Annotated in this window: 21 protein-coding genes; 12 read left to right on the forward strand and 9 right to left on the reverse strand. The window is 72.9% G+C overall.

The window, feature by feature from the left end; genetic code table 11:
* Positions 1-9 precede the first annotated feature (9 nt).
* The 3 genes from ACK8N7_RS18575 to ACK8N7_RS18585 are packed head-to-tail and all read left to right on the forward strand — an operon-like array spanning position 10 to position 2917.
* Entirely contained in the window at positions 10-828 is an 819-nt protein-coding gene (locus ACK8N7_RS18575) for a DUF5819 family protein (RefSeq protein ID WP_403213924.1), read from the forward strand.
* Complete coding sequence (locus tag ACK8N7_RS18580) at positions 825-2189, forward strand: HTTM domain-containing protein (RefSeq protein ID WP_500443288.1); 1365 nt, start codon at positions 825-827, stop codon at positions 2187-2189. The genes ACK8N7_RS18575 and ACK8N7_RS18580 overlap by 4 nt, the downstream gene beginning before the upstream one ends.
* Positions 2186-2917: a TrmH family RNA methyltransferase gene (locus ACK8N7_RS18585; protein WP_403213552.1), complete on the forward strand. Its 732-nt coding sequence runs from the start codon at positions 2186-2188 to the stop codon at positions 2915-2917. The genes ACK8N7_RS18580 and ACK8N7_RS18585 overlap by 4 nt, the downstream gene beginning before the upstream one ends.
* Here the strand turns inward: ACK8N7_RS18585 and paaN are convergent, their stop codons facing one another.
* Positions 2918-4618, reverse strand: coding sequence for a phenylacetic acid degradation protein PaaN (gene paaN, locus ACK8N7_RS18590; protein WP_403213550.1), 1701 nt, complete (start codon positions 4616-4618; stop codon positions 2918-2920).
* A 155-nt stretch (positions 4619-4773) separates the two neighbouring features.
* Here paaN and ACK8N7_RS18595 point away from each other — a divergent pair, with 155 nt between their 5' ends.
* On the forward strand, positions 4774-5379 hold the full coding sequence (locus ACK8N7_RS18595; RefSeq protein ID WP_403213548.1) for a TetR/AcrR family transcriptional regulator: 606 nt from the start codon (positions 4774-4776) through the stop codon (positions 5377-5379).
* A 25-nt stretch (positions 5380-5404) separates the two neighbouring features.
* On the opposite strand, the gene ACK8N7_RS18600 is transcribed toward ACK8N7_RS18595, so the two are convergent.
* Positions 5405-5986, reverse strand: coding sequence for an Lrp/AsnC family transcriptional regulator (locus tag ACK8N7_RS18600; protein WP_500443291.1), 582 nt, complete (start codon positions 5984-5986; stop codon positions 5405-5407).
* Positions 5987-6225: 239 nt separating this feature from the next.
* Here ACK8N7_RS18600 and pdhA point away from each other — a divergent pair, with 239 nt between their 5' ends.
* The 7 genes from pdhA to ACK8N7_RS18635 all read left to right on the forward strand — a co-directional run bounded on the left by pdhA (position 6226) and on the right by ACK8N7_RS18635 (position 14570).
* On the forward strand, positions 6226-7383 hold the full coding sequence (pdhA, locus tag ACK8N7_RS18605) for a pyruvate dehydrogenase (acetyl-transferring) E1 component subunit alpha (RefSeq protein WP_403213544.1): 1158 nt from the start codon (positions 6226-6228) through the stop codon (positions 7381-7383).
* A complete protein-coding gene (locus ACK8N7_RS18610; RefSeq protein ID WP_015609775.1) occupies positions 7380-8411 on the forward strand; it encodes an alpha-ketoacid dehydrogenase subunit beta in 1032 nt (343 codons plus the stop codon). Before pdhA ends, ACK8N7_RS18610 begins: the two co-directional genes overlap by 4 nt.
* A complete protein-coding gene (locus ACK8N7_RS18615; RefSeq protein ID WP_500443294.1) occupies positions 8411-9862 on the forward strand; it encodes a dihydrolipoamide acetyltransferase family protein in 1452 nt (483 codons plus the stop codon). The genes ACK8N7_RS18610 and ACK8N7_RS18615 overlap by 1 nt, the downstream gene beginning before the upstream one ends.
* 110 nt (positions 9863-9972) lie before the next feature.
* The gene (locus ACK8N7_RS18620) at positions 9973-10872 is read left to right on the forward strand and encodes an NTP transferase domain-containing protein (protein ID WP_500443296.1); all 900 of its coding nucleotides are present in this window, start codon (positions 9973-9975) and stop codon (positions 10870-10872) included.
* Entirely contained in the window at positions 10869-12434 is a 1566-nt protein-coding gene (locus tag ACK8N7_RS18625) for a molybdopterin molybdotransferase MoeA (RefSeq protein WP_500443298.1), read from the forward strand. Before ACK8N7_RS18620 ends, ACK8N7_RS18625 begins: the two co-directional genes overlap by 4 nt.
* Positions 12392-13543 carry a potassium channel family protein gene (locus ACK8N7_RS18630; protein ID WP_403213536.1) on the forward strand — a complete coding sequence of 384 codons (1152 nt, stop codon included), beginning with the start codon at positions 12392-12394 and terminating at the stop codon, positions 13541-13543. Before ACK8N7_RS18625 ends, ACK8N7_RS18630 begins: the two co-directional genes overlap by 43 nt.
* Positions 13544-13583: 40 nt before the next feature.
* Positions 13584-14570 (forward strand): NAD(P)H-quinone oxidoreductase, encoded by a 987-nt coding sequence (locus ACK8N7_RS18635; protein WP_403213534.1) that lies wholly within the window; start codon positions 13584-13586, stop codon positions 14568-14570.
* Between the two features lie 81 nt (positions 14571-14651).
* Here ACK8N7_RS18635 and ACK8N7_RS18640 read toward each other — a convergent pair whose 3' ends face one another.
* From ACK8N7_RS18640 to ACK8N7_RS18665, 6 genes are all read right to left on the reverse strand, one after another.
* On the reverse strand, positions 14652-15200 hold the full coding sequence (locus ACK8N7_RS18640) for a bacterial proteasome activator family protein (protein ID WP_078618696.1): 549 nt from the start codon (positions 15198-15200) through the stop codon (positions 14652-14654).
* A gap of 153 nt (positions 15201-15353) precedes the next feature.
* The gene (locus ACK8N7_RS18645; RefSeq protein ID WP_500443301.1) at positions 15354-18212 is read right to left on the reverse strand and encodes an FtsX-like permease family protein; all 2859 of its coding nucleotides are present in this window, start codon (positions 18210-18212) and stop codon (positions 15354-15356) included.
* On the reverse strand, positions 18209-19018 hold the full coding sequence (locus tag ACK8N7_RS18650) for an ABC transporter ATP-binding protein (RefSeq protein ID WP_500443303.1): 810 nt from the start codon (positions 19016-19018) through the stop codon (positions 18209-18211). Before ACK8N7_RS18650 ends, ACK8N7_RS18645 begins: the two co-directional genes overlap by 4 nt.
* Before the next feature lie 159 nt (positions 19019-19177).
* Positions 19178-19801 (reverse strand): PadR family transcriptional regulator, encoded by a 624-nt coding sequence (locus tag ACK8N7_RS18655; protein WP_403213528.1) that lies wholly within the window; start codon positions 19799-19801, stop codon positions 19178-19180.
* 68 nt (positions 19802-19869) lie between these two features.
* A complete protein-coding gene (locus ACK8N7_RS18660) occupies positions 19870-20568 on the reverse strand; it encodes a hypothetical protein (protein ID WP_403213526.1) in 699 nt (232 codons plus the stop codon).
* 211 nt (positions 20569-20779) lie between these two features.
* On the reverse strand, positions 20780-22432 hold the full coding sequence (locus ACK8N7_RS18665) for a protein kinase domain-containing protein (RefSeq protein ID WP_403213524.1): 1653 nt from the start codon (positions 22430-22432) through the stop codon (positions 20780-20782).
* Between the two features lie 338 nt (positions 22433-22770).
* On the opposite strand from ACK8N7_RS18665, the gene ACK8N7_RS18670 reads away from it, so the two are divergent.
* On the forward strand, positions 22771-24363 hold the full coding sequence (locus tag ACK8N7_RS18670; protein WP_403213522.1) for a protein kinase domain-containing protein: 1593 nt from the start codon (positions 22771-22773) through the stop codon (positions 24361-24363).
* A 60-nt stretch (positions 24364-24423) separates the two neighbouring features.
* Here the strand turns inward: ACK8N7_RS18670 and ACK8N7_RS18675 are convergent, their stop codons facing one another.
* On the reverse strand, positions 24424-25455 hold the full coding sequence (locus tag ACK8N7_RS18675; RefSeq protein WP_500443305.1) for a phosphotransferase: 1032 nt from the start codon (positions 25453-25455) through the stop codon (positions 24424-24426).
* Between the last annotated feature and the right edge of the window lie 59 nt (positions 25456-25514).

The following is a 25514-nucleotide window of genomic DNA, read 5'->3' on the forward strand; positions in this document are numbered from 1 at the left end:
CGGGGCGGGATGGATGCGAACCACGACGGGAGCTCCGGGCGCGGGGATTCCGGCAGCGGGCACGAGGACGTCCGGCCGCAGGCCGTGAGCCCCGGGCAGGCCGGACCGGACACTCCGGCGCCCGAAGCGGAGGCTCCGGCACCGGTTCCCGGCCCCCCCGTGACCGGCGCGGGCATAGCCGGGCTCTCGTTCGGCTACCAGGTCGTCGCCGCCCTGGCGCTCTCCCTCATCGGGCTCCTGGCCTGCGCACAGGTGGCGATGGTCTTCCTGCACGTCGCCCCGTCCAACACGCTGACCAAGCAGCACGGGAAGACGGTCGACGACTGGATCTACCCGGAGTTCGAGCAGAACTGGAAGCTCTTCGCTCCCAACCCGCTCCAGCAGAACATCGCCGTCCACGTCCGGGCCGAGGTGTCCGGGGCGGACGGGCGCCGCACCACCGACTGGATCAGCCTCACCGAAGCGGACGCCGACGCGATACGCGGCAGTCTCCTCCCCAGCCATGTGAACCAGAACGAGCTCCGCCGGGGCTGGGACTTCTACGTGAACTCGCACGACAACCAGGACAAGCCCAACGGCCTGCGCGGCGAACTCTCCGAGCGGTACGTCCGGCGCATCGCGATGCTGCAGCTGAGCGAACGCGACCTGGGCGGCACGGTCGAACGCATCCAGATGAGGTCGGCCACCAGCCTGATCGCCCCGCCCTCGTGGGCCCCCGAGAAGGCCGACACCCGGCCCGGCTACCGCGTACTCCCCTGGTGGAACGTGACCCCCGACGATCTGCCCGCCCCGCGTGACGCGGCGCGCGCCGAGGAGGGGGACAAGTGACCACCCCGCCCACCGCACCACCGGCCGCCCGGCCCGCCCACGCTCCGGACCCCGGCGCCCCGGACCGCATCGCCGCCGCCGGAGCGGCTCTGGCCCGCGCCCTCCAGCGGATCACCGTCTGTGCCCTCGGCCCGTACCAGAGCGCCGTCATCCGGATCGGCTTCGCCGCCACCTACCTGTTCTTCCTGCTGCGCGAGCTGCCGCACCGCCATGAGCTGTACGGCCCCGACAGCCCGTGGCACTGGGACCTGGCCCGCCGGCTCACCGCCGGGAACGACGCCTTCTCCGTCCTCCTCTGGTCGGACAGCACCCTCTGGTTCGAGGCGGTGTACGCGCTCACCGTGCTCTCCGCCGCCGCCCTGCTCCTGGGGTGGCGCACCCGGACCATGTCGGTCCTCTTCATGGTCGGCGTGCTCTCCGTACAGAACCGCAGCGTCTTCATGGGCGACGGCGGCGACAACGTCATCCACCTGATGGCGATCTACCTCGTGCTGACGCGCTGCGCCCAGGTCTGGTCGCTGGACGCCCGGCGCGCCGCCCGCGACGCGGAGCGCGGCGCGGCGGGCCTGCCGACCCGGCGGGACGTCGTGGGCCCGGTGCTCTGGGCGGTCCTCGGCCCGGTCCTGCTGGGGGCCACGCTGATGGATGGCCTCGGCGGGACCTGGTGGTTCCCGGTCCTGCTGTGGACCCTCTGGCTCTCCGCCGCCGCCTGGTGGGCCGCCGAGCGCTACGCGCCGCAAGGGCAGCAGCGCGCCCTGCTCGATGTGCTGGCCAACCTCACCCACAACGCCACGCTCGTCGTGATCATGGTCGAGGTCTGCCTGATCTACGCGACCGCCGGCTGGTACAAGATCCAGGGCTCGCGCTGGCAGGACGGCACCGCGCTCTACTACCCGCTCAAGCTCGACTACTTCACCCCGTGGCCCGCCCTCTCCGACGTGCTCGCCTCCAGCGGGCTGATGGTGATGGTGCTGACGTACGCGACGGTCGTCGTCCAGGTCGCGTTCCCGTTCACCCTGTTCAACCGGCGGATCAAGAACGTCCTGCTGGTCATGATGATCGGCGAGCACGCCGGGATCGCCCTGCTGCTCGGGCTGCCGTTCTTCTCGATGGCGATGATCGCGGCGGACGCGGTGTTCCTGCCGACGGTCTTCCTCGTGTGGCTGGGCGGCCGGGCCTCGGTGCTCGCGCGGCTGCCCCTGGCCTCCCGGTTCCGGCGGGGGCGGAAGGAGCCGGGCGGTCCGGGCGTTCCCGGCGCACGGCCGGCGCCCGACGCGGCCGGGCCGGGCGGCGAAGGCCGCAGCGGTACGGGGGAGGCCCCGCCGCACGGCACCGGCGGGGGCCATACGCTCGTCGGGTGAGCAGCGAGACCGGCAGAACCGGCAGTACCCCAGACCTCTCGGCACCGGAGCCCCCGCCCGTGGACCCCGTCCCGGCGGAGCCCGTCCAGTACGACGACGGCTACGGCCAGGAGATCGGCGTCGGGCCGCACCCGCTGCCCTGGCCCGAGGGCGAGCGTTACGACCCCGAGCTGCTCGCCCTCGGCGACCGGCGCAACGTCGGTGACGCGTACCGCTACTGGACGCGGGAGGCGATCGTCGCCGATCTCGACCTGCGGCGGCACGACTTCCATGTGGCCGTGGAGAACTGGGGCCACGACTTCAACATCGGCTCGGTGGTGCGGACCGCCAACGCCTTCCTCGCCAAGGAGATCCACATCGTGGGCCGGCGGCGGTGGAACCGGCGCGGCGCCATGGTCACCGACCGCTACCAGCATGTGCGCCACCACCCGGACACGGCGGACCTGACCACGTGGGCGGCGGCCGAGGGGCTGCCGATCATCGGGATCGACAACCTCCCCGGCGCCGTACCGCTGGAGCGGACCGAGCTGCCGCGCCGGTGTGTGCTGCTGTTCGGGCAGGAGGGGCCGGGCCTGACCGAGGAGGCGCGCGAGCACGCCTCGATGGTGTGCTCGATCGCCCAGTTCGGCTCGACCCGGTCCATCAACGCGGGGGCCGCGGCCGCGATCGCGATGCACGCCTGGGTGCAGCGCTACGCCGATGTCCCCGACCCCCGGGACGCCCGCTAGCTACGCCTGGCGGCGCACCTCGACCACCCGGAAGCGGTTGGCGACGAAGGCCGCGTCGCACAGGGCCGCGTTGGCCGCCGGGTTGCCGCCCGAACCGTGGAAGTCGGAGAACGCGGCCGTCTGGTTGACGTAGACCCCGCCGGTCAGGTTCAGCGAGAGCTGGGCCGACTCGTCCAGGCAGACGTCCTCGATCGCCCGCTCCACCTCGGCGGAGGTGGTGTAGGCGCCGACCGTCATCGCGCCCTTCTCGCGGATCGTGCGGCGGAGCAGGTCCAGGGCGGCGGACGTCGACTCGACCGCCACGGCGAAGGAGACCGGGCCGAAGCACTCCGAGAGGTAGGCCGCGTCCTCGTCGGTCTTGGTGGAGTCCAGCTTGACGACGACCGGCGTACGGACGACGGCGTCGGGGAATTCGGCGTTGGCGACCGTACGCGAGTCCAGGGCCACCTCGCCCAGCTCACCGGCCGCCTCCACCCGGGCCTTGACGTCCGGGTTGACCAGCGCGCCGAGCAGGGCCGCCGCGCGGGCGTCGTCGCCGAGGAGTCCGGTGACGGCCGCCGCGATGTCGTTGACCACGTCGTCGTACGACTTGGCGCCGTCGTCCGTGGTGATGCCGTCCCGGGGGATCAGCAGGTTCTGCGGGGTGGTGCACATCTGGCCGCTGTAGAGCGAGAGGGAGAACGCCAGGTTGGCGAGCATGCCCCGGTAGTCGTCGGTGGAGTCGACGACGATCGTGTTGACCCCGGCCTTCTCCGTGTAGACCTGCGCCTGGCGGGCGTTGGCCTCCAGCCAGTCGCCGAAGGCGGTGGAGCCGGTGTAGTCGATGATCCGGATCTCGGGGCGGACCGCGAGGGTCTTGGCGATGCCCTCGCCCGGCCGCTCGGCGGCGAGCGCGACCAGGTTGGGGTCGAAGCCCGCCTCGGCCAGCACCTCACGGGCGATCCGCACGGTGAGCGCCAGCGGCAGCACGGCCCTGGGGTGCGGCTTCACCAGCACCGGGTTGCCCGTGGCGAGCGAGGCGAAGAGGCCCGGGTAGCCGTTCCAGGTGGGGAAGGTGTTGCAGCCGATGAGCAGCGAGATCCCGCGGCCGGTCGTGGTGAACGACTTCGTCAGCTTCAGCGGGTCGCGTTTGCCCTGCGGCTTCGACCAGTCCGCGGTCTCCGGCGTGCGGACCTGCTCCTGATAGGCGTACGCGACGGCTTCCAGGCCACGGTCCTGCGCGTGCGGGCCGCCTGCCTGGAACGCCATCATGAAGGCCTGGCCGCTCGTGTGCATCACGGCGTGGGCCAGCTCATGGGTGCGGGCGCCGATCCGCGACAGGATCTCCAGACAGACCAGGGCCCGGGTCTCGGGACCCGCCGCCCGCCAGGCGCCCGTGCCGGCCCGCATCGCCGGGAGCAGGACGTCCACGTCGGCGTGCGGATACTCGACGCCGAGCTCCGGCCCGTACGGCGAGGTCTCCCCGCCCGTCCAGCCGTCGGTGCCCGGCTGCCCGAGGTCGAGCCGGGTGTTCAGCACCGCGTCGAAAGCGGCCTTGCCCTCGGCCGCTCCCAGACTGCCCGGGGCGCCGCCCTCCCCGTACGCCTTCGGGTGCTCGGGGTGCGGCGACCAGTACGCGCGGGTACCGATCGTGTCGAGGGCCTGGTCGAGCGTGGGCCGGTGGGTCTCGGACAGCTGCTGGGGGGTGAGCGCGGCGGCCATGGCGGACCAACTCCTCATCGAGCCGGGCGGGGACGTACGGACGGAGTTAGAGTAACCGAACGATCGGTCGGGACAAGGGGGCCCGGGGAACCTGTGGACAATTCAGTGGTCCCCGCCTGCGCGGGGACGATCCCTCATGGGGGAGGATCGCGGACATGACCACGGCCAAGCGGGACACGTACACCCCGGAGACTCTGCTCACCGTCGCCGTTCGTGTCTTCAACGAGCGCGGCTACGACGGCACCTCCATGGAGCATCTCTCCAGGGCGGCGGGCATTTCCAAGTCCTCCATCTACCACCATGTGGCGGGCAAGGAGGAGCTGCTGCGCCGGGCCGTGAGCCGGGCGCTCGACGGGCTCTTCGCCATCCTCGACGAGCCGGGGGCGGTGCGCGGGCGCGCGGTCGAGCGGGTCGAGTACGTCACGCGCCGGACCGTCGACGTGCTGATGGCGGAGGTCCCCTACGTCACGCTGCTGCTGCGGGTGCGCGGCAACACGAAGACCGAGCGCTGGGCGCTGGAGCGGCGGCGCGAGTTCGACCAGCGGGTGGCCGAGCTGCTGAAGGCCGCGGTCGCCGACGGCGATCTCCGGGCCGATGTGGACATACGGCTGGCCACCCGGCTGCTGTTCGGCATGGTCAACTCGCTGGTCGAGTGGTACCGGCCGCAGCCGGGCGGCTTCCCGGGGGAGGAGCAGCTCGCCGACACCGTCGTCCAGCTCGCCTTCGAGGGCATGCGGGCGAACGGCGACCGCGACAGCTGAGCCCGCACCGGCCCGGTCGGCCCGGTCAGGCCAGCTCTGCGGGGCGGTCCGGGCGCGGGCCCAGGTCCGTCTCCTCGAAGACCAGCAGGGTGCGCGTCGAGAGCACCTCGGGGATCGACTGGATCCGGGTGAGGACCAGCTCGCGCAGCGCCCGGTTGTCCGGCGTGTGCACCAGCAGCAGGACGTCGAAGTCGCCGCTGACCAGCGCGATGTGCGTGGCACCGGGCAGCGCCTGGAGCTGCTCGCGCACGGTGCGCCAGGAGTTCTGCACGATCTTGAGCGTGATGTAGGCCGATGCGCCCTGGCCGGCCCGCTCGTGGTCGACCCGCGCACCGAAGCCGCGGATCACCCCGTCCTCCACCAGCCGGTTGATCCGGGAGTAGGCGTTGGCGCGCGAGACATGGACCCGCTCGGCCACCGACCGTATCGAGGCGCGGCCGTCCGTCTGGAGGATGCGCAGGATGTCGCTGTCGATGGCGTCCAGGGGGCGCGCGGGCGGGGGCGCGGGGGGCGGCGGGCCCGGTGACGGGGGCGGCGCCGACGGCGTGGCCGCGGGCGTGACCTGGCCGGGATCCTCGCCCCTGTCGGCCATTTGTTCAGCTGCCATCAGCCCGCGCCTCCCTGTTATGGACGACCTGCCTCTATCTCAGGCTGTGGAGAACCGTTTGTCCACAGGCTGAAGGTGCCTGTAGCCAAAATGCGCTCGCGACCGAACAATCGGTAGGTGAGGCACACCACACCGGTGCCTCACCCGATCCGCGACACCCTCGCGACATCTCTTGCCATCACCACACATATCGACACCCTCGATCTTTCGATCTCCATCGATGCCTGGAGGTGCTTTCCATGACGGTCCAAGAGCTGCCCGGCGCGGCCGCCTACCGGCCCACGCCGCCCCCGGCCTGGAAGCCGATCACCGACCCCGCCCCGCTGCTCCCGGACCCGGAGCCCTACCGGGTGCTCGGTACGGACGCGGTCGCCGACGCGGACCCCGAGCTGCTGCTCCGGCTCCACGCCGAGCTGGTCCGCGGCCGCCGGTACAACACGCAGGCCACCGCGCTGACCAAGCAGGGCCGTCTGGCCGTCTACCCGTCGAGCACCGGCCAGGAGGCGTGCGAGATCGCCGCCGCCCTGGTGCTGGAGGAGCGGGACTGGCTCTTCCCCAGCTACCGGGACACCCTGGCCGCCGTGGCGCGCGGGCTCGACCCGGTCGAGGCGCTGACCCTGCTGCGCGGCGACCGGCACACCGGCTACGACCCGCGTGAGCACCGCATCGCCCCGCTCTGCACCCCGCTCGCCACCCAGCTGCCGCACGCGGTGGGTCTGGCGCACGCGGCCCGGCTCAAGGGCGACGACGTCGTCGCCCTCGCCATGGTCGGCGACGGCGGCACCAGCGAGGGCGACTTCCACGAAGCGCTGAACTTCGCGGCCGTCTGGAAGGCCCCGGTCGTCTTCCTCGTGCAGAACAACGGCTTCGCCATCTCCGTACCCCTGGCCAAGCAGACCGCCGCCCCCTCCCTCGCCCACAAGGCCGTGGGGTACGGGATGCCGGGCCGGCTGGTCGACGGCAACGACGCGGCCGCCGTGCACCAGGTGCTGAGCGAGGCCGTGGCACGGGCCAGGCGGGGCGAGGGCCCGACGCTGGTCGAGGCCGTCACCTACCGCATGGAAGCCCACACCAACGCCGACGACGCCACCCGCTACCGGGTCGACAGCGAGGTCGAGGCCTGGCGGGCGCACGATCCGGTCCAGCTGCTGGAGCGCGAGCTGACCGGCCGCGGGCTGCTCGACGACGAGGGCATCGAGCGGGCCCGGGAGGCCGCCGAGCGCATGGCCGCCGCACTCCGCGACCGGATGAACGCCGATCCGGAGCTGGCGCCGATGGACCTGTTCACCCATGTCTACGCCGAGCAGACCAGCCAGCTCCGGGAGCAGGCAGCCGCCCTCCGCGCCGAGCTGGACGCCGAACAGGACCACGAGCACAGCGCGGAGGGAAGCCGATGACCACCGCGGCGACGAAAGCCGGCGGACGTACGGCGAAGACCAAACCGGCCACCATGGCGCAGGCCCTCGGGCGCGCCCTGCGCGACTCGATGGCCGAGGACCCCACCGTGCACGTGCTCGGCGAGGACGTCGGCACCCTGGGCGGGGTCTTCCGGATCACCGACGGGCTGGCCAAGGAGTTCGGCGACGACCGGTGCACCGACACCCCGCTGGCCGAGGCGGGCATCCTCGGGGCGGCCGTCGGCATGGCGATGTACGGGCTGCGGCCCGTGGTGGAGATGCAGTTCGACGCCTTCGCCTACCCGGCGTTCGAGCAGCTGATCAGCCATGTCGCCAAGATGCGCAACCGCACCGGGGGAGCCATGCCGCTCCCCATCACCGTGCGGGTGCCCTACGGCGGCGGGATCGGCGGGGTCGAGCACCACAGCGACTCCTCGGAGGCGTACTACATGGCCACGCCGGGCCTGCACGTCGTCACGCCGGCCACGGTGGACGACGCGTACGGCCTGCTGCGGGCCTCCATCGCCTCCGACGACCCGGTGGTCTTCCTGGAGCCCAAGCGGCTCTACTGGTCCAAGGCCGACTGGTCGCCCGAGGCCCCGGCCGCGGTCGAGCCGATCGGCAGGGCCGTGGTCCGCCGCCCCGGGCGCAGCGCCACGCTGATCACGTACGGTCCCTCCCTGCCGGTCTGCATGGAGGCCGCCGAGGCGGCCGTCGCGGAGGGCTGGGACCTCGAAGTCGTGGACCTCCGTTCGCTGGTGCCGTTCGACGACGAGACGGTCGCCGCCTCGGTGCGGCGCACCGGCCGCGCGGTCGTCGTCCACGAGTCCCCCGGTTTCGGGGGCCCCGGCGGCGAGATCGCGGCCCGGATCACCGAGCGGTGCTTCCACCACCTGGAGGCCCCGGTGCTGCGCGTGGCCGGGTTCGACATCCCTTACCCGCCGCCCATGCTGGAGCGGCACCATCTGCCGGGAGTCGACCGGGTGCTCGACGCGGTGGCGCGGTTGCAGTGGGAGGCGGACAGCTGATGGCCCAGGTGCTGGAATTCAAGCTGCCGGACCTCGGTGAGGGCCTGACCGAGGCGGAGATCGTGCGCTGGCTGGTGGAGGTCGGCGATGTCGTCGCCATCGACCAGCCCGTCGTCGAGGTCGAGACGGCCAAGGCGATGGTGGAGGTCCCCTGCCCCTACGGGGGCGTGGTGACCGCGCGCTTCGGCGAGGAGGGTTCCGAACTCCCGGTCGGTGCGCCGCTGCTGACGGTCGCCGTGGGGGCGCTGGACGCCTCTTCCCACGGAGGTGACGGGGCCGCCGCCGAGGAGCCTTCCGGTGGGTCCGGGAACGTGCTCGTGGGGTACGGGACCGGCGCGCCGGCCGCCCGGCGCCGGCGCATCCGGCCGGAGCGGGTCAGCGCCACGGCTGCGCCCGCGACCGCGCCTGGGCCCAAGCCCGTGCCGGTGCCTGCTGCGGCTCCTGCCCTCGCTCCTGCCCTCGCTCCCGCTCCCGCTCCCGCGCCGGTTCCGGTCGGTGGCGTGAACGGCCAAGTGAACGGTCGGCAGGGGCCCGTGGCCGTGGTCTCCCCGCTCGTACGCCGCCTGGCCCGGCAGCACGACATCGATCTGCGGCGGCTGACGGGGTCGGGCCCCGACGGGCTGATCCTGCGGGCCGACGTCGATTCCGCGATCCGGCACGCGGGGGAGGCGACGGAGGCGGCGACGCGTCCGGCCGCCGAGCCCGTCTCGGCGGAGGCGCCCACGGTCCACGGGGGCGCGGCGGCACCGGCTGCCGAGCGGATTCCGCTGCGCGGGGTGCGCGGGGCGGTCGCCGACAAGCTGTCGCGCAGCCGGAGCGAGATCCCGGAAGCCACCTGCTGGGTGGACGCGGACGCCACCGAGCTGATGGCCGCCCGCGCCGCGATGAACGCCGCGTCGGGTCCCTCCGGCGGGCTCAAGGTGTCGGTCCTGGCGCTCCTGGCGAGGATCTGCACGGCGGCGCTGAACCGGTACCCCGAGCTCAACTCCACCGTGGACACGGCCGCGCGGGAGATCGTGCGCCTGCCCGGCGTGCACCTCGGGTTCGCCGCCCAGACGGAGCGGGGCCTCGTCGTCCCGGTCGTCCGGGACGCGCACACCCGCAACTCCGAGTCGATCGGGGCCGAGATCGCCCGGCTGACCGAGCTGGCGCGGACCGGGAAGCTCAGCCCGGCCCAGCTGACCGGCGGCACGTTCACGCTCAACAACTACGGGGTGTTCGGGGTCGACGGTTCGACGCCGATCATCAACCACCCCGAAGCGGCGATGCTCGGCGTCGGCCGGATCATGCCCAAGCCCTGGGTGCACGACGGTGAGCTGGCTGTACGTCAGGTCGTCCAGCTCTCGCTCACCTTCGACCACCGGGTGTGCGACGGCGGAACGGCCGGGGGATTCCTCCGGTACGTGGCCGACTGCGTGGAGCAGCCGGCGGTGCTGCTGCGCACCCTGTAGGGCCTGTCGTCGGGCAGAGCCTGTCGTCACGCGTGTTCGCCCCCTCCGGACCGGCCTCTTCGGCCACCCCGGAGGGGGCGTCGGCCCCAGGCGCCGCCCATACTCGACGTATGACCGCCTACGACGTGATCGTCCTTGCCGGCGGGGCCGCCAAGCGGCTCGGCGGCGCCGACAAGCCGGCTGTGCGGGTCGGCGGCCGCGCGCTGCTCGACCGGGTGCTGGCAGCCTGCTCCGGTGCGGGCGTGACCGTCGTGGTGGGCGGCCGCAGGCCCACCTCGCGACCGGTCACCTGGACACGCGAAGTCCCTCAGGGCGGCGGCCCGTTGGCCGCGCTCGGAGCGGGGGTGCGGCTGACGGATGCGGAGCGGGTGCTCGTCCTCTCCGCCGATCTTCCGTTCCTCGGGCCGGCCACGGTCGACGCGCTGCTCGCCGCCGCCGGTGCGGACGGCCGGGAGGGCGCGCTCTGCACCGACCCCGACGGCCGCGACCAGCCGCTCGTCGCCGTCTACCGCTCGGAGCCGCTCCGCCGTGAGCTGGCCCTTCTCGCCACCGAGCACGGCGGCCTCGCCGGGCTGCCGCTCCGGCTGCTGACCGGGGAACTGGACCTGGCCCGGGTCGATGCGGGGCCCCACGCCGCGTTCGACTGCGACACCTGGGACGACATCGCCGCCGCCCGGGCCCGGATCAGGGAGCATGGGGCCGTGCTGGACGAATGGATCACCTCGGTCAAGAACGAACTGGGAATCGAACTCGACGTCGACACCGATGTCCTGCTCGACCTCGCCCGCGACGCCGCGCACGGGGTCGCGCGGCCCGCCGCACCGCTCACGACCTTCCTGGTCGGGTACGCGGCGGCCAGGGCGAGCGCCGACGCCGGGCCGGAGGAAGCCGCGGCGGCGGTCGCCGAGGCCGCCCGCAAGGCCACCGCGCTCGCCCTGCGCTGGGAGGCCGAAGGGGCGGCGAAGGGGACCGGGCCGGAGGCGGGCGGCGGAGAGGCCGGGACGCGATGACCGGCGGCGACCTGCCCGGCGGCGACCTGCCCGGCCGGAACGGCACTCCCGGCAGCATCCCGGCTGCCGGGAACGGCACGACCGGCCCCGACAGTGCCCTGGCGCGCGCCGCGGCGGAGGAGCTGGCCGTCGAGCAGGCCCTGGCGCTGGTCGGCGGCCGTAGCCACGCGCGTACCCCGGTGAACGGCCAGGTGGGCGACCAGGCGCCGCGCAACCAGGCCCCCGGTGAGCCCACCGGCGCTGCGGGCGACCCGCACCCTTCCCCCTCCCCGCAACCTCCCCCGTACTCGACGTCGGCCACCCCCTCCTTCTCCCCCTCCCCCACCCCGGACCTCCCCTGGGACCGCGCGCGGGCCGTAGCCGCGCGGGCCGGGCGGGGCGGGCCGCGCGCGGTGGTCCGGCTGCCGCTCGACCGCGCCCTGGGCCACGTACTCGCCGAACCGCTCGCCGCCCTCACCGACCTGCCGTCCTTCGACACCTCGGCCATGGACGGCTGGGCCGTCGCCGGGCCGGGCCCCTGGACGTACGAGGAGGGCGTGAGCCTGCTCGCAGGGGTCGGGGAAAGCCCCGCCCCCGCCCTGCCCGACGGCACCGCCGTACGGATCGCCACCGGAGCCCGTACCCCCGCCGACACCACCGCGGTCATCCGCAGCGAGCACGCCCAGGTCGACGAGGCCAGGAGGCTGGTCTCCACCCGGCGGCCCGTCGTCACCGGCCAGGACATCCGCCCCCGGGGCCAGGAGTGCCGCTCGGGCGACCAGCTGGTCCCGGCCGGCACGGTCGTCACCCCGGCGGTGCTCGGGCTCGCCGCGGCCGCCGGGTACGACGCCCTGCCCGCCGTCCCCCGCCCCCGCGTCGACGTCCTCGTACTCGGTGACGAACTCCTCGCCGCGGGCCTCCCGCACGACGGCCTGATCCGTGACGCCCTCGGCCCCATGCTCGGCCCCTGGCTGCGGGCCCTGGGCGCCGAGGTCTCGGTCCCCCGCCGCCTCGGGGACGACGCCCGGGCGCTGCGCGAGGCCCTCACCGCCTCCGACGCCGACCTGATCGTCACCACCGGCGGGACCGCCTCGGGCCCGGTCGACCATGTGCACCCGGTCCTGGCCGCCCTCGGCGCCGAGCTGCTGGTGGACGGTGTCGCCGTACGCCCCGGCCACCCCATGCTGCTGGCGCGGCTCTCCCCGGACGGGCCCCACCTGGTCGGGCTGCCCGGCAACCCGCTCGCCGCCGTATCGGGGCTGCTGACGCTCGCCGAACCGCTCCTCGCGGGGCTCGCGGGCCGACCGGCCCAGGACGCGTACCGGGCGCTCGTCCACGCCGATGTGCCCGGACATCCGCACGACACCCGCCTCGTCCCCGTGGTCCACTGCGTGGGCCGTGCGGGCGGCCGGGACCATGTGGCGCCCCTGCGGTACAACGGCCCCGCCATGCTGCGCGGGATCGCCGCGGCGGACGGACTGGCCGTCGTACCGGCCGGCGGGGTACGGTCCGGCACCGAGGTGGAGATTCTGGATCTCCCATGGGCCCCGGCGACGCCGTGGACGGAAGGGTGTTTCACGTGAAACTTCCCGGCCAGGACGCGATGGCCAGGCGGGCCGACGAACATGTCGTACCGACGCGGGTGATGCTCCCCCGCCGGGTCGTCGACGGTCCGGCCCGGCAGGTCGGCAAGCGGCTGCTGATGGCGCTGCTCGTGCTGGCCGCGACGGTGCTGATCGTCTGGCTCGACCGCGCGGGGTACAACGACAACGCCGATGGCGAGGTCGACCTGCTGGACGCGGTCTACTACGCGACGGTCACGCTCTCCACCACCGGGTACGGCGACATCACCCCGTACAGCGACGGAGCGCGGCTGATCAATGTGGTGCTCGTGACACCGCTGCGCGTGATGTTCCTGATCATCCTGGTCGGCACCACTCTCGAAGTCCTCACGGAACGGACCCGCGAGGACTTCCGGCTGAAGCGTTGGAGATCCAACTTGCGTGACCACACCGTCGTCGTCGGCTTCGGGACCAAGGGCCGTTCGGCGATCCAGACCCTCTGTGCCACCGGCCTGCGGAAGGAGCAGATCATCGTCGTCGATCCGGCTTCCAAGGTGATCGAGGCGGCCAATGCCGAGGGCTTCACCGGCGTGCTCGGTGATGCCACCCGCAGCGATGTTCTGCTGCGGGCCGAGCTCCAGAAGGCGCGTCAGATCATCATCGCCACCCAGCGCGACGACACCGCCGTGCTGGTCGCGCTGACCGCGCGTCAGCTGAACCGCAGGGCGAAGATCGTGGCGGCGGTCCGCGAGGAGGAGAACGCTCCGCTGCTGCGGCAGTCCGGTGCCGACGCGGTGATCACCAGTGCAAGTGCCGCCGGACGGCTGCTCGGTCTCTCCGTCCTCAGCCCGAGCGCGGGCACGGTGATGGAGGACCTGATCCAGCAGGGCAGCGGCCTCGATCTCGTCGAACGGCCGGTGATAAAGGCCGAGGTGGGCAAGAGCGTCCGGGAGACCGACGACCTGGTCGTCAGTGTGCTGCGCGGGCACCGGCTGCTCGGTTACGACGATCCGGCGGCCAGCCCGTTGCAGCTGACGGACCGGGTCATCACCATCGTGCGGGCCACCCCGCCCTCCGGCTCCGGCCCGTCCGGCCCCTCCCTGCCCCACCTGCCGCATCACCGCCCCTGAAGCCACGCGGGCGGGCAGCGACGGGAGTAGCCTCGCGGCCATGCATGCGATCACGATCCCCGAACCCGGTGGCCCCGAGGCGCTCGTCTGGGCCGAGGTGCCCGATCCCGTACCCGGCGACGGCGAGGTCCTCGTCGAGGTCGTCTCCAGCGCCGTCAACCGTGCCGATGTCCTCCAGCGGCAGGGCTTCTACGACCCGCCGCCCGGTGCGTCCCCCTACCCAGGTCTGGAGTGCGCGGGCCGTATCGCGGCGATCGGTCCCGGAGTGACCGGCTGGGCGGTCGGCGACGCCGTGTGCGCGCTGCTGTCGGGCGGCGGATACGCGGAGAAGGTCGCCGTACCGGTGGGCCAGCTCCTCCCCGTACCGGACGGCGTGGATCTGGCGGCGGCGGCCGCGCTGCCCGAGGTGACCGCGACCGTCTGGTCGAACGTCTTCATGGTCGCCCACCTGCGCCCCGGTGAGACCCTCCTCGTCCACGGCGGTTCCAGCGGCATCGGCACGATGGCGATCCAGCTGGCGAAGGCGGTCGGCGCCCGGGTGGCGGTGACGGCGGGCAGCCCGCAGAAGCTCGCCGAGTGTGCGGCGCTCGGCGCCGACATCCTTATCGACTACCGCGAGCAGGACTTCGTGGCGGAGCTGGAGAAGGCGACCGACGGGGCGGGGGCCGATGTCATCCTGGACATCGTCGGCGCCAAGTACCTGGACCGGAACGTGAAGGCGCTCGCCGTCAACGGCCGCCTGGCGATCATCGGGCTCCAGGGCGGTGCGAAGGGCGAGCTGAACCTCGGTGCCCTGCTGACCAAGCGGGCCGCCGTCACCGCGACCTCCCTGCGGGGCCGCCCGCTCGGCGAGAAGGCCGCCATCATCGCCGCCGTACGCGAGCATGTGTGGCCGCTGATCGCCGACGGGGTGGTCCGGCCCGTCGTGGACCGCGCGGTGCCCATGGAGGACGCCGCCGAGGCGCACCGCGTGCTTGAGTCCAGCACCCACATCGGCAAGGTGCTGCTGGTCGCGCCGGGCACGTGAGCAGGCAGAACGTACACAGCGGGGCCCGGCACACACCGTGATGTGTGCCGGGCCCCGCTGGTTCGCTGCGGTCGGATACGGCTACAGGTACGGGCCCGAACGGATCGGACCGTGCGGGTCCCCGCCGCCTTCCTCGTCCTCGTGGGTCATCCCGGGCGGCAGCGCGCGGCGCATCTGCTCCAGCTGTGCGCGGGCCGCCATCTGCTGGGCGAACAGCGCTGTCTGGATGCCGTGGAAGAGGCCCTCCAGCCAGCCCACCAGCTGAGCCTGCGCGATCCGCAGCTCGGCCTCGGAGGGCACCGACTCCTCGGTGAACGGCAGCGAGAGCCGCTCCAGCTCCTCCACCAGCTCCGGCGCGAGGCCGTCCTCCAGCTCCTTGACGGAGCTGGCGTGGATCTCCTTGAGCCGCACCCGGCTCGCCTCGTCGAGAGGAGCCGCCCTGACCTCCTCCAGAAGCTGCTTGATCATGCTGCCGATGCGCATGACTTTCGCGGGCTGTTCGACCATTTCCGTCACCGGGACCTCGCGCGACTCGTCGTCACTGGCACCGCCGCCGATAGCCATTCCGTCCTGGCCCACTACAAGGACCTGCGGGTGCTCCTGCGACCGGTCATTCCTCGGCATTTCCATGCCGCCATTGTCTCGCACACGTGCCGTACACCACGTTGGTGCCCCCGGAAACGGATGATCCACCGTCTCCGGGGGCACCGGAAGCCTCCTCGGGGGCACCGGAAGCCTCCTCGGAGGCACCGGAAGCGCCCCGGGGGCACCCGGAGCCGCCCCTCACCCCGCGCGTCGGGCCAGCTTCAGCCGGGAGCTGGTGAGCGCGGCGGCGAGCAGCCCGGCCAGCACCGGGACGACCACGGCCAGCAGGGCGATCGTCTCCCAGGGCAGCACGATCGGGGTGTACGCCGACTCCATCGGATCCGCCCGCATGTCCGCCAGGGCTTCGCGCAGGTCGGTCAGGCGCAGTGCGACCGCGGGCACGATCCCCGCCGCCGTCCCCAGCAGTACCCCGGTCAGGGCGACGACCAGGCACTGGAAGCCGGTGAGCGAGCGCCGTACGCCCGGGGGCGCGCCCACCGCGCTGAGCGTGGTGAGGTCGGCCTCCGCGTCGGCCTTGGAGAGACCGGTCGTGATGGCCGCGGCGCCCAGGGTCACGACACCGGCGAAGAGGGCGAGGATCAGCAGGACCGCCTCGTCGTCCCCCTGCCGCTCGGGGTTCGCGGTCATCACGTAGGCGCGGTTGCCGGCCTGCTCGATCGCCGCGTCGGCCCCCTGCCGCTCGGCGTCCGTCGGCTCGCGGTTGAGGGTGTAGATGCTGCCGTACTCCTCGGAGTGCAGGCCGAGCCGGTCCGCGGTCCGCTGCGGCATGACCATCCGGATGCCCGGGGTCGACGCGTAGCGGTCCGGGGCGACGTACACCTTCAGCCGGTCCGTGGTGGTGCGGGCCTTGCCGGGGTGCAGGGCGCGCATCTCCTTGTCGCGCTCGTTGTAGGTGTGGACGGCCTTGAGGGTGACCTCGCCGTCCTTCGCGTACGCCGAGTTGAGCAGGACGGGTGTGCCCTCCGCCAGGGCCTTCGCCGCCGCCGGATCGTCGAGCTTCACGTACGAGGTGAGCAGGGCCGCGTCCCCGATGACGATCTTGTTCTCGTCGGTGCCGAACGTCACCATGGTGGAGCTCTCGTCCACGCAGGCGGGGGAGTTCATCAGCCGCTTGTGCTCGTCGGCCGAGATCCGCAGGGCGAGTTCCTTGGCGCCCTTGCCCTTCAGGGGGCAGGAGTGGGCCTTTCCGGTGGGCTTGACGATTTCGAGGGTTCCGCAGCCGTTCTCCTCCTCGTAGTACACCGAGCAGTCGCTGCCCGCCCAGAGCCGCCCGAGGTCGGTGCGCCCGCCGCTGACGGGGTAGTTCTGTTCGACGGCGGCCCGTGCGCGGGGCAGGTTGGCCTTCTCGGCGGTGTCGAAGGTCATCAGCGCGGCGGTGCCCGCGGTGAGGTTGGGCTGGTGGTCGTAGTCGTTCTCGGCGGCGCTGCTGCTGGTGTACGTGGCGATGGCGACGCTGCCCGCGACGGCCGCCATGACGGCGGCGACGGCGGGGGCGGTACGGCCCCGGTTGCGGGCCGCGTCACGCAGGGCGATGCGGGGCGTCAGCGGCAGCCTGCGGCCGAGCCGTCCGAGGAAGCCGACGATCACCGGGATGCAGCCGAGAAGGCCCAGTTCGGCGAGGACGGAACCGCCCGCGACCAGGGTGGTGTTGCCGCTGACACCTCCGTACACCGCGACGGCGATGCCGCCCGCGAGCACGACGGAGCCGACGATCGGCAGCACCCGGGAGCTGCGGCGGGTGCCGCGGTGCCCGGTGAGCGACTCCAGGATCGACTGGCGGCCCGCCACGATCGCCGGGGCGAGTGCGGCGAGGACACCGGTGACCAGGCCGAGTACGGCGATGGCGAGGATCTCCCAGGGCCGGACGGTCAGTTCGCCGAAGCGGTTGCCGGTGAAGTCCTCGATCATCGGGCGGAACAGAACGGTGAGACCGAACCCGGCCCCGACGCCGGCGACGGCGCCGACCCCGCCGAGCACCGCACCGCCCGCGAGCACCACGGCCCGGACCTGGCCGCGGGTGCCGCCGCACGAACCGACCAGGCCCAGCTGCCGGCGCGAGCGTCGGGCGCCCACGGCGAACGCCGGACCGGCCAGCAGCACGATCTCCAGTACGGCCATGGCGGCCACGGTGAGGGCGGCCGCGGTCAGCTCCGCGTTGTCGGTCTCCCAGCCCTGCGTGTGCGCGGCCATGGGGACCTCGGAGTCCGGCGGCGGGTCCAGGGCGACCTGACGGGCCCGGACCACCACGCCCTTCTCATTGGCGGCGAGCACGTCCGGCCAGGTCACGCCCGCTCCGGGCGGGCCCTGGACCAGCCACTGCACGCTGCTCGCCTGGGGCGGCAGGATCTCCTTGTCGCCGTCCGCGGTCTTCTGCCACGGGGCGATGACCGCGCCGGGTACGGCGAACAGGGACCTCGCTTCCAGCTCGGCGGGCAGTTCCACCGCACCGGTGAGGGTGTAGACCTGCTGGGGGCCGCGCACGGTGATGCGGTCACCGACGGAGAGACCGGACGCCTCGATGAAGGCCTCGGTCGCCGCCATCTCGTTCCTGGCCCGTGGGAAGGCGCCGTCGGTCAGCTCGACCCGGCCGCGCAGCAGTGGGTCCGCGACGCTCAGTTCGGTGATCTGGGTGTCGGTGATGCCGTGGCGGGTCGTCACGGAGGCGGGCACGGACTGCTCGGTGAGGTGGCGCGAGCCCATAGGGAAGGTCGCCGGTACGTCGACGGGCTTCCGCTCGTCATCGGGGAGCGTCTCCGGGGCGTCCTCGGGCGTCTGCCACATGATGCCGTTGGGCATCTGTTCCAGCCGGACCGGGCCCATCCCCTGATCAGTGAAGAGGGCGTCGGCCGCCCCCAGGTCCGCCGTCAGCTCCTCCGCCAGGGTGGGCAGGGCGCTGCGGTACGTCAGGTCGGCGGCGGTCACACCGAGGACCGGCAGGGCGATCATCGCGACGACGAGGGCGCTGCGGCCCTTGGCCCGCATCGCGTCGCGTCTGGCTATGCGGAGGGCGGCGCGCCATCCGGAGAAGAGGCTCACTTGGCGGCCTCGGCGGATCCGGAGGTCCCGGACGCCCCGGGGGCACCCGCTGTGAGCAGCGAGTCGGCCCCGGTGGTCAGCGTCTGGTCGACGATCGAACCGTCGCGGAGGAAGACGACCCGGTCGGCCCAGGCCGCGTACCGGGGCTCATGGGTCACCATGACCCCGGCCGCGCCCTGGTCGCAGCGGGTGCGCAGCAGGGCGAGGACGGCCTCGCCGGTCTCGGAGTCGAGCGCTCCGGTCGGCTCGTCGGCGAGGACGAGGCGCCGGTCGCCGACGAGGGCGCGGGCGATGGCGACGCGCTGCTGCTGGCCGCCGGACATCTCGTCGGGGAAGCGGTCGGCTATCTCGGTCAGCTTCATCTCGGCCAGTGCGGCGAGGGCTTCCTTGCGGGCCTTGCGCACGGAGGCGCCGTCGAGTTCGCGGGGGAGCGCGATGTTCTCGGCGGCGGTCAGGGCGGGGATGAGGTTGTAGTCCTGGAAGACGTACCCGACGCTGCGGCGGCGCAGGGCGGCGACGCCCTTGCGGCCGAGGGAGGCGATGTCCTGGCCCTCGATGACGACCTGGCCGCTGGTGGCGTCGTCGAGCCCGCCGGCCAGGGTCAGCAGGGTGGACTTGCCGGAGCCGGAGGGGCCCATCACGGCGACCAGCTCACCCGGGTACACCGAGAGGCTGATCCCGCGCAGGGCGTGCACCTCGGCGATGCCGGAACCGTGGGTACGGGTCAGCGCCCGCAGTTCGAGTACGGGGTCGCCTACGGGCGTCCCGGGGGACGGCGGCGGCGGTGTGGCGGCGGGCAGGGACATGGTGGGTGGTTCCCCCTAGACAGAGACGCGCTGGTCATGGAGTGCGGAACAGGAAACGCGCGGGCTCGGTGGCGGGCTCTCGTGCGTGCGGTCGGGGACCTGACGCGGGCTCGGTGGCGGGCCTTCGTGCGGCCGAGCCCGCGCGGACGGGACGTGGGCTCAGCGGCGGGCCTTCGTGCGGCCGGTCAGGGACCGGGCCGGGCCCCGGGTGGCCGCCGGGCCGGGCTCGGCCGAGGGGTCGGTGGCGGCGGCTTGGGCGAGGCGGACGAGCCGTGACTCGCAGTGGTCGAGCCAGCGGGCCTCGGCCTCCGCCTGGAAGATCAGCTGCTCCACCACGAGGAGCCAGGCGACCTCGTCCCGGTTGGCCGGGACGTCGGTCAGGGCCTGGGCCTTGAGCCGGGTGTAGTCCTGCATGGCCTTGAGGGTGTGGTGGCGCTGGGACTGGATGACATCACGGATGTCGACACCCGGGGCCCCCACGGCCATGGCGAGCTTGATGGCCAGTTCGTCGCGGGGCGGGCTGGTGCGGTCCACCGGGGTCCCGAACCAGCTGCGCAGCTCGGCCCGGCCGTCGTCGGTGATGGCGTAGAGGTCGTGCCCGGCCTCGTCGGCCCCCTCCTGCACGACCATGCCGTCACGCTCCAGGCGGCCGAGCGTCGTATAGACCTGGCCGACGTTCAGGGGCCAGGTGGAGCCGGTGCGCGACTCGAACTCGGTGCGGAGCCGGGAGCCGTAACGGGGGCCCCGCTCCAGGAGGGCCAGTAGCCCGTGGCGGATCGACATACTGAGTATGTATACCGAGTATGTTGCTTCTGGCAAGTCGCTGCGGCGTTACGGCTACGGGGAATCCGTCAGTTCACGCGGCGCAAACGGAACGCGAGGAAGGCGAGTCCGAGACCCACCAGGGCGATGCCCGTACCGAGCGAGACCTGCCGCACCTGCCGTACGGCGGCGGCGTCCAGGGCACGTGCGGCCCCAGCCCCGGGCTCGCTGAACTCCGCGGGCGGCACGGTGGATTCCGGCAGGCCTGCGGCGCTCTGCTCCGGCTCGACCGGCGGTTCCGGCTCGTCCGGTGTCTCGGCCCGCGCCAGCTCCAGCGGGGTCAGCGACCGCCCGGGACGCACCTTCCCGGCCCCGGCCTCGCGCCCGGCCATCGGTGCGGTCGACCCCGACACCTCGACGGAAGCGGAACGGCTGGGAGAGGGCGAGGCGGAGGACGCGGGGGCCTCGGCGCCGTCCCCGTACACGAAGTCCGCGGATGGGCCGCCGCCCGGCTCCACGGCCCCGGAGCTGAGGGCGCCGGAGGGGAGGGGCAGGGCCGAGGGGCTCACGGAGGAGACGGAGGAAGGGGCGGCACCCGACGGCAGGGGCGGCGTGGCGGCGGGGCTCGACGTTCCGGAGGGTGTGGCGCTCACGGAGGGCCCGGCGGACACCGACGACCCGTGGGCGGTCCCGTCCAGCGGCCCCGACGGCCCCAGCGCCGCGCCGGCTGCCACCAGCAGACAGACCGCGCACCTCGACGACCACACGGCCGGAAGTCCTGGAGCCATGAGATCAGCGTCACATGGGCTCCTGCATCCGGCATCCCGGACGGGTCAGGAGGAGATATCCGGTCATCCGGGGTCGACTGCCGACCCGGAACGGAGATCAACGGCCCCACAAATGATCAGGGAAACGGCACCCCGATCAGAAACGATCACCGCGACGAGGCAGGCGAACCAGGCAGGTGCCGCGCACCCCGGCCGGCCCGCCCCGGCCTGTTCAGGAAGGCCGGCCCGTGGAGACCTTCAGCTCGAAGTGGGCGCCCTGCTCGGCGACGGCCGCACCCGAGGACGGGAACTGCCCGACGACCTGGCCCTCCGCGTACGTGTTGCCGGGCTCCTCGATCTCCTTGATCGTCCAGCCGGCGGCCGCCGCGCAGGCCTTGGCCGAGAGGATGTCCTTGTAGACGAAGTTGGGCGCCTGGACCTTCTGCGGGTCGTCGGAGTCCTCGATGGCGTCCGTGCACTTCGTGGTGTTCATCGTCCGGTTCCGCTCCGGCGGCCGGTAGCCCTCGTCCGTCGAGGTCTCGCTGGTCCCCGGGTCGCCGCCCTTGCCCGCCTCGTCGTCCTTGCCGCCCCCCTGGAGGGCGAGCGCGGTGATGAGGCCGCCGACGGCGAGCAGCGCGACGACGATCGAGCCGACGATGACCGGCATGTTCCGCTGGGAGGAGGAGCCGCCCGTGGTGCCGACGGCCGTCTGGTGCTGCGGGTTGATCGTGTAGGGCGGCGGGGTCTGGTGGGCGAGCGGGCCCGGCGTCGGGTAGCTCTGGGCCGCCTGTGGGTACCCGTAGCTCGGCGCGGGCGTCGGGGCCGGCTGGTTGTACGGGCCCGGGTGCTGCGGCTGCTGGTGCGGGTGGGGCTGGTACGGGGTCTGCACGCTCTGCGGCGCGGGGGTGGCCTGGTCGACGGGCGGGAACACCGCCGAGCCGACGCCCGAACCGCTGTTGGCGGGACCGCCCCCGGCGACGATCGCCGGGGCGCCGGTCCGGCCCCCGGAGGCGTTCAGCACCCGCGCGATCTCGTCCCGCATCGCGGCGGCGCTCGGGAAGCGCTCGTTCGGGTTCTTCTTCAGGGCGCGGGCGACGAGCGCGTCCATCGCCGGGGTGACCGACCGGTTGATGCTGGACGGCGCGACCGGCTCCTCCTGCACATGCGCGTACGCGATGGCGAGCGGCGAGTCCGCGTCGAACGGGATCCGGCCGGTGAGCAGCTGGAAGAGCATGATGCCGACCGAGTACAGGTCGGAGCGGGCGTCGACACCGCGGCCGAGGGCCTGTTCGGGGGAGAGGTACTGCGGGGTGCCGACGACCATGCCGGTCTGCGTCATCGAGGTGACACCGGACTGCATGGCGCGGGCGATGCCGAAGTCCATGACCTTCACGATGCCGCGCTTGGTCATCATGACGTTGCCGGGCTTGATGTCGCGGTGGACCAGGCCCATCTCGTGGCTGGTCTCCAGCGCGGCCAGCACGTCCGCCGTCACCTTGAGCGCCTTGTCGGCGGGCATCGCGCCGTACTGCCGGATGTCGGCGGCCAGCACCGAGCCGAGCGGCTGCCCCTCGACGTACTCCATGACGATGTACGGCATCAGCGCGCCGCCGAGCTCGTCCTCGCCGGTGTCGAAGACCGAGACGATGTTGGTGTGCTGGAGCTTGGCGACGGCCTGCGCCTCGCGCCGGAACCGCTCGCGGAAGGACTGCTCGCGCCCGAGCTCGGTGTGCAGGGTCTTGATCGCGACCTGGCGGTCGAGTGCGGAGTCGTAGGCCAGGTATACGGACGCCATCCCGCCTTCGCCGAGCAGGTCACGCAACTGGTAGCGGCCGCCTGCCACTGCCCCGCCCGCGTAGCGGCCCTGTGCGCCGTCCTGGCTCATGACTTGCATCCCCCTCGGCGGCGCACCGTGCACACGCGATGTTTCTGTATGACGTGGTCGCGTGCGACGCGGTTCCGTTCGACGCGATTACGCGCCAAGTCTGCCCGAGGGGTCCGACACGTCAAGCCGGGTGCCCGTTCCGTGACCCTACGCACAAGAAGCGTCTCGGAAGCGTTACAGGAAACGCGGTGAATCGGCGGGGAGGGCGCGCCGGCCGGTCGGATGATCCGTCCGGTGCGGAACCTGGGTGTCCGGTGGAGGCTGTAGCGTGACGTGGCAATGCAGCAAGGCACCGTGAGAACCCGCGGACGCGCGGACAGATACGACGGCGAGGACTGATGGCACCCGATTCCGAAGCAAACGGCGGCGGAGTTTCGGATGGCTCCGACGCCTGGGGTGTCGGCGGCGTCGTCGGTGACGGACGCTACCGGATGACCTACCGGCTCGGCCGGGGCGGCATGGCAGAGGTGTACGCGGCGGAGGACGTCCGGCTCGGACGTACGGTCGCGATCAAGCTGCTCCGCTCCGACCTGGCCGAGGACCCGGTCTCCAAGGCCCGCTTCACGCGTGAGGCGCAGTCCGTCGCCGGCCTCAACCACCATGCGATCGTCGCCGTGTACGACTCCGGCGAGGACGTCGTGGGCGGCCAGACCGTCCCGTACATCGTGATGGAGCTGGTCGAGGGCCGCACCATCCGCGACCTCCTCCTGACCGCCGAGGCGCCCCCGCCCGAGCAGGCGCTGATCATCGTCTCGGGGGTGCTGGAGGCGCTGGCCTACTCGCACCAGCACGGCATCGTGCACCGTGACATCAAGCCCGCCAACGTGATCATCACGGACTCCGGCGCGGTCAAGGTGATGGACTTCGGCATCGCGCGGGCGCTGCACGGCGCCCAGTCGACGATGACCCAGACCGGCATGGTCATGGGCACGCCGCAGTACCTCTCCCCCGAGCAGGCGCTCGGCAAGGCCGTCGACCACCGCTCCGACCTGTACGCCACGGGCTGCCTGCTCTACGAACTGCTCGCGCTGCGGCCACCGTTCACCGGTGAGACCCCGCTCTCGGTGGTCTACCAGCACGTCCAGGACATCCCGGTGCAGCCGTCCGAGGTCTCGGACGTGGTGCCTCCGGAGCTGGACGGGATGGTGATGCGCTCGCTGGCGAAGGACCCGGACGACCGGTTCCAGAGCGCCGAGGAGATGCGCGGCCTGGTCCAGTACAGCCTGCAGATGCTCCAGGTCCAGGGCGGTCACACCGGTACGTGGAACACCGGCCCGGTCGCGCACCACGAGGGCGGCCGGACCCCGCCGCACGGGATGACGGGCTCCACGCGTGCGATGGGTCACCCGATGCACGGGGACACCTCGCAGGGCCCGATCCTGCCCCCGCTCAACCCGGACGACGGCGGCTACGACGGCGGCCGGAGTGCCGGTGGCCGGCGCGGCAAGATGTGGCTCTTCGTGGTGCTCGCCCTGGTGGCGATCGGCGCCGGAGTGGCCTTCGCCCTCAACGCGGCGCAGGACAACGGCAAGGAGAAGAAGCCGGTCACGCCGTCCACCTCGGTGAGCTCCTCCGAGGAGGAGCCCTCGGAGGAGCCGTCCGAGGAGGAGTCCGAGGAGCCGGAGCAGCCGAGCGACCCGACGGGCGGTCAGACGCAGCCGAACCCGCCGCCGTACACCCCGCCCCCGACGGCCACCCAGCCCTCGCTCACCCCGTCCCCGACCCCGTCGGACAACACGGACGCCGGGACGACGGACGGCAACACCAACGAGGGCAGCAGCGGTGAACCGAGCGGCGACCCCACCGACCCGACCACCGACCCGGGCACGCCGGGCGGGCCCGGCGGCGGGGAGCCCGCCGGAGGAGCCGGTGGCGGCGACGACGGAGGCACGGGGACGACCCCCGGCGCCTCCGCGGGCCTGACCCCGTAGGGGCCGCGTCGCCATAGAGCGCACGCGTCACCTTCTTGGGGCACGCGCTCGGGGCACGCGTCACTCCGTGAAGGCCGCGCACACCGCCTCGTACTCACGGGTCCACCACACCGCCAGGGCCGACACCGCAGGGAACTGCGGGTCGGCCCTTCGGTCGTCCAGGCGGTAGCGCCAGCGGAGTATCCAGAAGTCGTTGAGCCGCTCCCACCACACCCGGTGCACGGCGGCGGCCAGTTCGGCCCCTGCCGCCCCCGCCGCACGCCGGTACGCGCGGGCGTACGCCCGTACCTTCGCCAGGTCCAGCTCCCCGCCCGGCTGCACGAAGAAGATGGCCGCCGCCCGGACCGCCTCCTCGGCGCGCGGCTGCACCCCCAGCCGGTCCCAGTCCACGATGGCGACCGGATCGGCGCCCCGGTAGAGCAGGTTGAGCGGGTGGAAGTCCCCGTGCACCCACCCGGTGGCGGGCCCGTCCGGCGTCGGCGGCCGGCGGTGAGCGTGCCGTTCCAGCAGCGCCCGGCGCTCCACGAGGCGGTGCACGGCGAGTTCGTCGAACGCGTCGCGGGGGCTGTCCCGGGGGAGCTGCCCGCGCGCCACGGCCAGCAGCTCGTCGATCAGCGCGAAGGTGTCGGCGGCGTGCGGACTGCCGTACCCGGCCGGTAAGGGCCCGGCGGACGGCTCGGGTTCACCGTCCGCCGGCATGACCTGCTCAAGAGCGGTGTGTACGGCTCCGAGGAGCGTCCCGAGACGCCGCGACTGGTGGGGGGTGAGCTGGGATCCGACCCGGTGGAGGCCGTCGACCCAGGGGTGCAGGGCGTAGCAGCGGTCACCGATCACGGTGACCGTGGTGCCCTCCGCGTCCGTGAGGGGCGGGACGACGGGCACGCCGAGGGAGGCCAGGCGCTGGGTGGCGCGGTGCTGGCGCACGATCGTGGCGCGCTCACCGGTGGCGTCGTCGATGTGCTTCTTGTCGAGATGGTGCTTGAGGAAGTAGGAGCCGCGGGTGGTGGACACGCGGTATCCGTGGTTCAGCAGGCCCTTGGTGATCGGCTCGCAGGCGAGCGGTTCTCCCACGTCCGGGTAGCGGCGCAGCACCTCGCCGACCGGAGGAACTGGTGGGCGGGTTACATATGAGCGCGGCACTTACCAAATGG

The sequence above is a fragment of the Streptomyces griseobrunneus genome (assembly GCF_046713465.1).
Classification (GTDB): Bacteria; Actinomycetota; Actinomycetes; order Streptomycetales; family Streptomycetaceae; genus Streptomyces; species Streptomyces microflavus.